The sequence below is a fragment of the Aquimarina sp. RZ0 genome, assembly GCF_008370685.1.
Taxonomy (GTDB): Bacteria; Bacteroidota; Bacteroidia; order Flavobacteriales; family Flavobacteriaceae; genus Aquimarina.
Window position 1 is genome coordinate 1 of sequence record NZ_VTZU01000127.1, and the last position, 8,712, is coordinate 8,712.

An 8,712-nucleotide genomic window follows, 5' to 3' on the forward strand; every position below is an offset into this window, starting at 1 on the left:
AGTTCTTTTTGCTTTTTCACAGCAAGACTCAACTCTTTTTTTTGATACATAAGTTATAGATTTTAATTATTTCTATTAAATTACGAAATCCAGCAGAAAAAAGTTACCGAAGGTTTAGTTCAACAATGAAATAACAAGCATAATTAAGTAAGAATACGCTCCAAAGAGATAAACAAAAAAGTACCCACTGGAATACACACAAATTTGGTTAGGTTAATTTTTGTGTAGTTCGTATTGGGTACTTGAATATGATAAGGAAACATCAACATGTATTATTTTGGGAAAATAATGTTCCTTTTTTCAAGTGCCCTGTACGTTTTTTTAAACTAAAGAAAATAGAAACGTTTAGAAAATGAGACCCAGACAAAGAAAATAAAGTATTTCAACGATGAAAGACAACAGGTTATAGATAAACGTTTAAACCGTTATAAAATGCAGGCTTTCTCCCCTGATAGCTCAATTGTTTGTTAAAGTTTATTAGCGTATGTTTGGGATTATTTCAAGAAAAAAACAGGTAACAAATAGTAAAAACCTAACATTAAGCAGTATAGAACCCTAAATTATAAATCATATGGCATTACAAACCACTACAGAAATCTTTATCTCAGGAGTACCCGTACAGTCCTATATTTCTATCAAGCTGAGCCAAGAAATCTCAAAACATAATGAGTTAGAATTAGTATGTAGAGCAGATGTAGTGGAACGGTTATCAGAGGAGTTGGTAGGTGATAGTAAAGAATATCTTGGTGGAATTATTACGCTAAGGATTAGTTCTGTTTCTGATTTTGGAGGCTATAAGGAATTAGAATTCAAAGGAGTAGTGACAAAGGTCAAAGCCTCAAAAGGTTTTCATCAATCTAGTGGAGATTTGGTAACTATTTGTGCCAAGAGTACTTCTATACTCTCAGAAGATGGTAATCACTATGCTTCTTTTAGTGATGTAAGTTTATCTGAAATTTTAGAGAGAACCTTTCAGGGATATGATAGAGGGAAGTTAGAAACTAATTTTGCTCCAGTATCATCGGATACAATTCATTTTTCAATACAATATAATCAGAGCGCCTTTAGCTATGTTAGCAGGCTCGCAGCTAATTATAATGAGTGGTTTTATTATGATGGGAAAAAATTGGTGTTTGGAAGTCCAAGTACAGAAGAAACAACATTATCCTATGGAATAGATTTACAAAATTTTTCGGTAGAATTAAATACGATCCCTAATTCTTTTGATTATCTAACAAGCGATCATCTGGTTGATGGAATCCATCGAAAATCTAGCGATGAAGTTTCAACTGAATCAAATGGTTATCATGGTTTTATGAACAATAAATCAAAAGAGTTATACAACAAAAAATCACAAATTTATTACACTCCTTACAGCGATACGTCTCTACAATCAAGATTTGATAAGCAAGTGGAGCAATATACTCGTGCCAGATCTATACGCCAAGCAGTAGCAACGGGGTCTTCTGATAATCCTGGAGTTAATTTGGGAGAAATTATTACTGTGAAAGGTTATGGAAGTTACAGAGTAATCAAAGTCACGCACACTAATAATGAAGGAGGAAAATATCAAAATCATTTTGAAGCAGTCGATGCCAATAGTACCGATTACCCATTGATGGATCTCCACAGCTATCCAAGCAGTGAAATACAAATAGCCAAAGTAATTGAAAATAATGATGTAGATAATTTAGCTAGAGTCCGAGTGCAATTTCCGTGGCAGAAAAAAACTGGAGAAATGACACCTTGGATAAGACTTATGACACCCCACGCAGGTGCTGATAAAGGTTTTCATTTCATACCTGAAATAGGGGAAGAAGTTATCGTAAACTTTGAAGGAGGAAATGCAGAAAAACCATTTGTAATGGGAGCATTATATAACGGATCAGCTAAACCAAGTAGTTGGCAATCCGATGCTAATGATATCAAAGCTATTAAAACCAGATCTGGTCATCTCATAGAACTAAATGATACTGATGGAAGTGAGAAAATTTTGATTAGTGATAAGAATAGTAATTTGATAAGCATTGATACTGCCAATAATAATATCGAGATTTCTGCCTTAGAAAACATGACATTAAATGCTAAGAATTTTCAATTAAATGTAGAAGAAGACGCTAGTATCAATGTAGGCAAGAATACGACCATCGAAACAGGAGAAAACCTAGATATGTCCTCATCAAATATGACCAATACAGTTGATGACGAATTACGAGAGGAAATTGGGGGAACATATTCACAAATTGCCTCAGAAACTGAGATACAAAGTGATGGTGATGTGAAAATTCAAAGTGCTGGGTTAGCTACTCTTAAAGGAGGTAGTGATGTTAAGATTAGTAAAGGATAACCATGATGTCTATACGTCGCCATAGAAGAAGTTTTACTATTGATGAATGTCAACTAATATTCCCCAAAAAAGGAATACGTCAGTATAGTATCATCAATGAAGTATCCCTAATAAAGGATAAAGTGATAAAAAATGTTTTTACAAGAGACGTTTCCTTGGAAGTACTTGAATCATTACAAGGTGATTCGGTTAGAGTAGTTTCTTTAAAAACGCATTCTTTACAATTATTAATGAATGGAGAAGCTTCTGGAAACAATACATTGGCAAATACATTAGCAACTGTTTACGATGAACTGATTTTAAAAATTAGATATGATGGTAGCATTTCTACGATTATCAATTTAGAATATATTCAAGAGAGATGGAAACTAATTTCTCAGGATATAAGAACTAGTTACAGCGGTAGAGAAATTAAAAGGCTACTAGAAAAGATAGCATCAAAATTGAATTCTGAAGAACTGGTAATTCAGGAAATTCAGCAGTATAATTTCTTTGGGCTTTTGTTAAAAGAAATCTATGGTACATTCGATAATATAACACCTATAAGAAAGAAGCAATGGGTCTCAACTTTTGCTAAATCATTAGAGATAGAAGAAGAAATATTCTTAGAGGAGATCAATGATGAGATGGTATCATTAGTTTGTTCATACAATAAAAAAGAAAAACAAGATATATCATATTCAGGAATATTTCGTTTTAATAAAGAGACGAACTGGTTAGAGAATGCAGAGGTACAACTATCAGAACAAAACAGAAGTAGTTTGTTTAGAGTAACGCAAATAGAAGAATAATGGCAGGGAAATATGTAATAAACGGCGCGAAAATTAAATGCTCATTATGTACCAAACCAGAAGGGACATTGATGGTAACATCTAATGTAGTGGGTGTACAAGATCAGTTTTGGGCTACGGAGGCAGATAAAGGCAAACCAAACCTTTTATTTCAGGGTAATTGCACTAAATTTAGTAATAACCCACCTCCTTGCATGGGTGTTATTGCTCCTATCCAATGGCAAAACACTGCCCTTGGAATGAAAGTAAACGGAAATGCTCCCTTACTGGAGAGTTCTACCATTATGTGTGCCACCGGAGGTGTACCGATAACTATTGCAGATACAACACAACAATCTGTCCCTACTAATTTACAAGCTATGGCTGAAAGTGGTGCACCGGTTCCTGCACCAGAAGAAACTGCCGATCCAGAGATTATTGAGGCCTATTGGGTGGATAAGGATATGAATAAGGAAACAACATTGGATTATAATGAGAAAGCACGAATTCGGATTAAAACAGAAAATGCGCAAGGCAAAAAAATAAAAGTAAAGGTATATGAGAGTGACTTTGGTCCTATGAATGACGATTTTATATGGGAACATGAATGGACTCTTCAAAACAGTGATGCAATTCTTTCCTTTAACATAACTCCAAATATGTTTATCAAAGGAGAAGAAGACTTAGTACATTTTTATTTCACCTTACAAATTGAAGATTTAGATGAGGAAGAATTTAGTAATGATGATGCAGATTATTTAAAAGTACATTTGGTACGATATGTTCCAAGAGTATTAGAAGCTTTAGGGTGGAATAAAGGAGCTGAACTACAAGAAGAATGGTTTAGCAGACAACCGAGTAACAATCCTGATGTTAACGATCCAAATCTATCAATTATTACGATGGATTGGGTTTTAGGGTTTACAAGTGCGCAAACGTTGCATACTTCAATGATTGCTCAAAAGATTTGGGCAAACTCTGCTGGTAAAAGAGCACTTTTATCAGAGATTAAACGTATGGCTAGTGACGGAGAAATTACTATCCCAACCACAGATGAAGCTTCTACAAATTTTGGAGTATTTGATACCTCATTGATAACATATAAAAATAGAAGAGTTCCAAAATTTGATAAATATCATTATCAAGAACGAGCATTCGCTCCTGGAACTTTTAGCTCACTGGATGATCTTACTGCTGCTTTAGCTAATTTTGTGTTTAGGATGTCATCTGGCGGAACAATAACGAAAACTAAAGATAATTACAGCATCCAAATAAATAGAGTCGCAACTTATGTTAGAGATTCGTTTGACTTTATAGATCCAGGTTGGGCAAGTCAAAACTTAGGTTACTGGAATATTGAAGAAAACAAAGTTGTTAAACTAGCCATAGGGTCAGGATATAGATTGATCGAAAATTCTAGTTATCAAAATTATAGAGACGAATTTCAGATGGGAGGAGATTTCCGTTTGTATAGTGATATTCACTTTACAAATACCAATGATACTTTTGAAGTACCTTTAACTACATTCTAAGAAAATGAAAAAAATGATTTATGTCGTATTATCAATACTACTGCTTATAGGAATAGGTTTTTATTTTTATAATTCTCAAAAAGAATTAGCAACATATCAAAGCCCTGATGGACAATATGAGCTAGTTATAAAAAATGAAAAAGGTATTTTTAGTCCTACTATGCCTGGAGATGGTGGCGCAGGTAGTATCCCCGTAGTTGTCGTTTTAAAAGATGCTGATGGTAAAGTAATTGGCAAAAGTAGTGACAATACAGATTGCGATATTTTTAATGATAGTATAGAAATAGAATGGGATATAAAAAATGAGCAGGTATGGTATGGCAGAGGCAAAACTATCAATCTCAAAACAGGAAAAGTAGAATGTTAAACGATAATATATGAAGCACGATAATGATCCACAGGTGATGAGCGTTGAAGCATATATAGCAGAACGTGAAAAAGAAGCTGAAGAAAAGGGAGAGCGTAAACCACGTATTCGACCTAATGTAAACTATACCAGTTTTGTGTTAAATGAAGTAGAAGATGTCAACCTAGAGTATACGGGAAAGAATGAGGTGTTAAAAATTAAACTTTCAGATAGTAAAGGAACAGAAATAAAGTATGGTAAGGAGATTCATAATAATCAAGAGTATACGTATGAAGTTATAAAACTTGATGAGAAAGATAAGGATGCTGTTGAAAAAGATTTAAAAAAAATAAAATGGTGTTTCTGGTTACCAGAATTTAGAGGTTTTGATAATAAACAGGCGAAACATATTTTATCTACTTCGAACAAACCAGAGCATAAAGTTGATTTTTTATCTGGAGATGATGCTACAAAAATACTTGCTATTAAAAGTAAAGCCATATTGTATGCTAAGAAGGAAATTGTAGAAAAAGATGGTAAAAAAGTTGCCATACTTAAAGTGAAGTTTTCTAAATGGTTAGATGGTCATAAAATCAAAGTAGAAGCTTATTTAAGTGGTAAGAAAGGAAAAGGAGATACTGTAGCAACAAGAGTATTAGCCGCTAGTCCTGAGATACTCGAAGCATATTGGCTTAATGCTGCTGGTAGAAAAATAACAAATACTGGTTATAAACAAGATGTGTATTTATATCTCAAGACCCTAGGTTTAAAGGGAAAAACAATAGAAACACAGGTGTTTGACAAAGATATTCACCCTAATCCAGTACCGCAAATAGGAACCGATGATGCTGTAGAATGGAAAAATAATAAGATTAATATAGAAGGTCGAGAGGTCATCAAACAGTTTAAGGTAGGTGATAAATCAAGGTATAAGAAAGCGCAGCAAGACGAAGCAACAGAAGACAATCCTTTTATTGGTCTATATGATTTTAAGAATAAGAAAACCTATAATTTAGAGCTGTATATTCATATTGCAAATAGTGAAGCCCTAAAAATTAAAGGAGTAAAACCCAAATATGGACATTTAAACCTAATCCCTGAGGAAAAAATTATCAATGCTTTTTTTGCCAAAACTGAAATCGAAGAAGTACAGGCAGATGCACCAGAGATAAAAGATAAAAAAACAAAGAAAACCAAACTACCACCCAAAGCCAAAGTGCCGTATTATGAAAAGCTGAATGAAGGTGCGATCGGACAAAAAATACAATTAGTAGCTGAATGTGCTAACCTAGAAGGTAAAAAAGTACTTTTTAAAATCTATGAAAAAGAACCATTACTAGTCGAAAAAGGCAAAGAATTACCAGTCTTAAAGAATGATGTAGAAGAACTAGAAATAGAGGCGACAGTAAAAGATGGATATGCAGTGGCAGAGGTAAAATTAAGGCAGAAAAGCGACGAAGATTTTAAAAAGTGGTTAGAAGACATTTTGAAAATTGACGGAAAACCTGATGATAGAAAGAGAAGTCATTTTTGGATTAGGATCGAAACTGATAATGTAGAAATACCAATTAAAAAAGAATTTTTAAAACGAAATGCCTTTGAAGTAATTAGTACCAACTGGCACGAACCAGTGGATGATCCACAAATTGCATTATGGAATAGTGAAGGAACAGAAAAACCTCAAAGTAATACCTTTGGTATGGGACGAGGAAGATTGCATACTGGATTAGATATTTTTGCTATGGAAGGATCAACTGTTTATGCATGTTTAGATGGAACAGTTTATGAAAAAAAATGGCATGGGGGGTATGGATGGACAATAACTATTAAAATCAACAATACGCAAGAACTAGCTAACCGTAGACAAGAATATACTCATGCATATACGACTGATAAAGACTCCGGTTCAAATTTTACCGAAGATAAAGATCCTGTATTTTTGTTTTATGCGCATTTACAGGATATCTTTATTAAAAAAGGTCAAAAAGTAAAGGCAGGAATGAAAATTGGTTTGACTGGTATTTCGGGAGTTACGAAAGGAACACATGACCCTCATTTACATTTTAATATTTTTAGCACGATTTACGCTATAGGAAAAGAGAGTTATAAAAAAGCCTATCTGGCAGATCCTGCTCTTTATGTAGATTGGAAAACCGAAACCGAATTGACTGAAGACGATAAGAAAACACAAAAAGATCGAATGAAACAAGGCAAACTTATTAATAAAAAACCAAAACTTTCAAATACAAATTAAATGAAATATTATTTACTTATTTGTTTATTTGTTTCCTTATCTAGTAGTTGTATTACTTCAAACAATAAGTCTTTAAATAAACAAAAGGCATCTGCAAAGAATAACGTAGTTAAATCTCATATAGAAAAACAGGAAAGTGTTTTTCTTGATACATTATCGATAAACCAAGTGAAATTTAATAAAGAGTCTTTTTACTTGAATTATCATACGTTAAGGAAGAAAAGAAAAGATTCCATGATTATATCCGAATGGGATTGTGGACATCCATTTGAATGGAAAAATGACACAGTCGATTTTTGGTCATACCATACTGAAAATTTAGAATATATAACAAACAAAGAAGAGAGTATATTATATTCGGGAAAATTTAATGGCAATAAGTTATTGATTAAAAATATAGATGTAGAATTAACCGAACATACTACAATCAATGACTTTAAATCCATATTCGCTAATTCTTACAAATCTTTTATACAAGCGAAAAAGCTGAATCCTGAAAACTATACCGAATATGATTATGTGAATGTAGCTTTTACAATAAATCAACCAGAAGATCATTGGATATTTTATTTTAATAAAGAAGGGTTTTTAGTAAAATTTGAACTTTATTGGTGGTTATGCTAAAATACATAAAATCACTTTTTATCTTTATTCTAATATCTATAGGATGTAAAAAGAAGATTGCTCATAACCATCAATCAACTAAAATCATAATTGATTCGTCTGAAAACGAAAATAAGCTAAAAGAAACACAAGAAGAAATAGAGTTTCAAAGAGTTGAATTAAATGAGATTAAAAATAATGAGTTAGATAATATGATCTTTTTTAAAAAAGAAAACTTTGGTCTTAAAATAAGTAATCGTGATAGTATCAGAGAATATATTTTATATGATAATAATAATATAAAACAAATTTTCAAGAAAAATGAAATATTTGAAGGAATAGGTTTAGAATCCTCTTTATACAAATTTGAGAAGGATTCTTTGTTAGTTGTTGATAATATTTATGAATATTCAGAGACTTTTCAGATTTTCAGATTGAAAAATGGCGAATTAAATTTTATTGAAGAAATTGATGTTGACACGGATATTGAAAAAGCTGAAAAAGGAATTAAAACTTCAAGTTTGTTCTCAATAAAAAAAAGTAACACCGATATCAGGTTATATTATTCAGAAAGTTTTATAAAAATGATGAAATTCCATTAATAAGTGTTACGGTTCATAATTATGACCCCGATTCTTAGCATTGGAGCATCGAGTATTATCATTAATCATAGGTAAACAGGTTTATACTATTTTTTCACAATGTGTTTTCTATTGCCTTATTCATAATCCTAGGAAGTGTAATTATAACCCTGTCTCAGGGTTAAGCCCCAGGAGGGCTCTGGGAGCTAGCTCCCAGAGCCCTCCTGGGGCTTGGTCGCTAAATCAAGTGCCACTCGATCTTCAAATCTAATATATAAT

7 protein-coding genes are annotated in these 8,712 nt (G+C 32.6%); all 7 read left to right on the forward strand.

Annotation, left to right across the window (positions count from 1 at the left end; all coding sequences use genetic code 11):
- Positions 1-571 precede the first annotated feature (571 nt).
- From F0000_RS25925 to F0000_RS25955, 7 genes are read left to right on the forward strand one after another with little or no spacing between them, the layout of a single operon-like run.
- The gene (locus F0000_RS25925) at positions 572-2,347 is read left to right on the forward strand and encodes a type VI secretion system Vgr family protein (protein WP_149627615.1); all 1,776 of its coding nucleotides are present in this window, start codon (positions 572-574) and stop codon (positions 2,345-2,347) included.
- Positions 2,348-2,352: 5 nt separating this feature from the next.
- Positions 2,353-3,138 (forward strand): hypothetical protein, encoded by a 786-nt coding sequence (locus F0000_RS25930; protein WP_149627616.1) that lies wholly within the window; start codon positions 2,353-2,355, stop codon positions 3,136-3,138.
- The gene (locus F0000_RS25935; RefSeq protein ID WP_149627617.1) at positions 3,138-4,649 is read left to right on the forward strand and encodes a DUF6402 family protein; all 1,512 of its coding nucleotides are present in this window, start codon (positions 3,138-3,140) and stop codon (positions 4,647-4,649) included. Before F0000_RS25930 ends, F0000_RS25935 begins: the two co-directional genes overlap by 1 nt.
- A gap of 4 nt (positions 4,650-4,653) precedes the next feature.
- Complete coding sequence (locus F0000_RS25940) at positions 4,654-5,016, forward strand: hypothetical protein (protein WP_149627618.1); 363 nt, start codon at positions 4,654-4,656, stop codon at positions 5,014-5,016.
- Positions 5,017-5,026: 10 nt separating this feature from the next.
- A complete protein-coding gene (locus F0000_RS25945) occupies positions 5,027-7,249 on the forward strand; it encodes a M23 family metallopeptidase (RefSeq protein ID WP_149627619.1) in 2,223 nt (740 codons plus the stop codon).
- Positions 7,250-7,873, forward strand: a complete 624-nt coding sequence (locus tag F0000_RS25950; protein WP_149627620.1) for a hypothetical protein — start codon at positions 7,250-7,252, stop codon at positions 7,871-7,873.
- Positions 7,867-8,454: a hypothetical protein gene (locus F0000_RS25955; protein WP_149627621.1), complete on the forward strand. Its 588-nt coding sequence runs from the start codon at positions 7,867-7,869 to the stop codon at positions 8,452-8,454. The genes F0000_RS25950 and F0000_RS25955 overlap by 7 nt, the downstream gene beginning before the upstream one ends.
- Positions 8,455-8,712 lie beyond the last annotated feature (258 nt).

Bases quoted from the DNA above. Each gene is read 5' to 3' on its own strand.
- F0000_RS25955 (WP_149627621.1), top strand. From the start codon at position 7,867: ATGCTAAAATACATAAAATCACTTTTTATCTTTATTCTAATATCTATA.
- F0000_RS25925 (WP_149627615.1), top strand. From the start codon at position 572: ATGGCATTACAAACCACTACAGAAATCTTTATCTCAGGAGTACCCGTA.
- F0000_RS25940 (WP_149627618.1), top strand. From the start codon at position 4,654: ATGAAAAAAATGATTTATGTCGTATTATCAATACTACTGCTTATAGGA.
- F0000_RS25930 (WP_149627616.1), top strand. From the start codon at position 2,353: ATGTCTATACGTCGCCATAGAAGAAGTTTTACTATTGATGAATGTCAA.
- F0000_RS25945 (WP_149627619.1), top strand. From the start codon at position 5,027: ATGAAGCACGATAATGATCCACAGGTGATGAGCGTTGAAGCATATATA.
- F0000_RS25950 (WP_149627620.1), top strand. From the start codon at position 7,250: ATGAAATATTATTTACTTATTTGTTTATTTGTTTCCTTATCTAGTAGT.
- F0000_RS25935 (WP_149627617.1), top strand. From the start codon at position 3,138: ATGGCAGGGAAATATGTAATAAACGGCGCGAAAATTAAATGCTCATTA.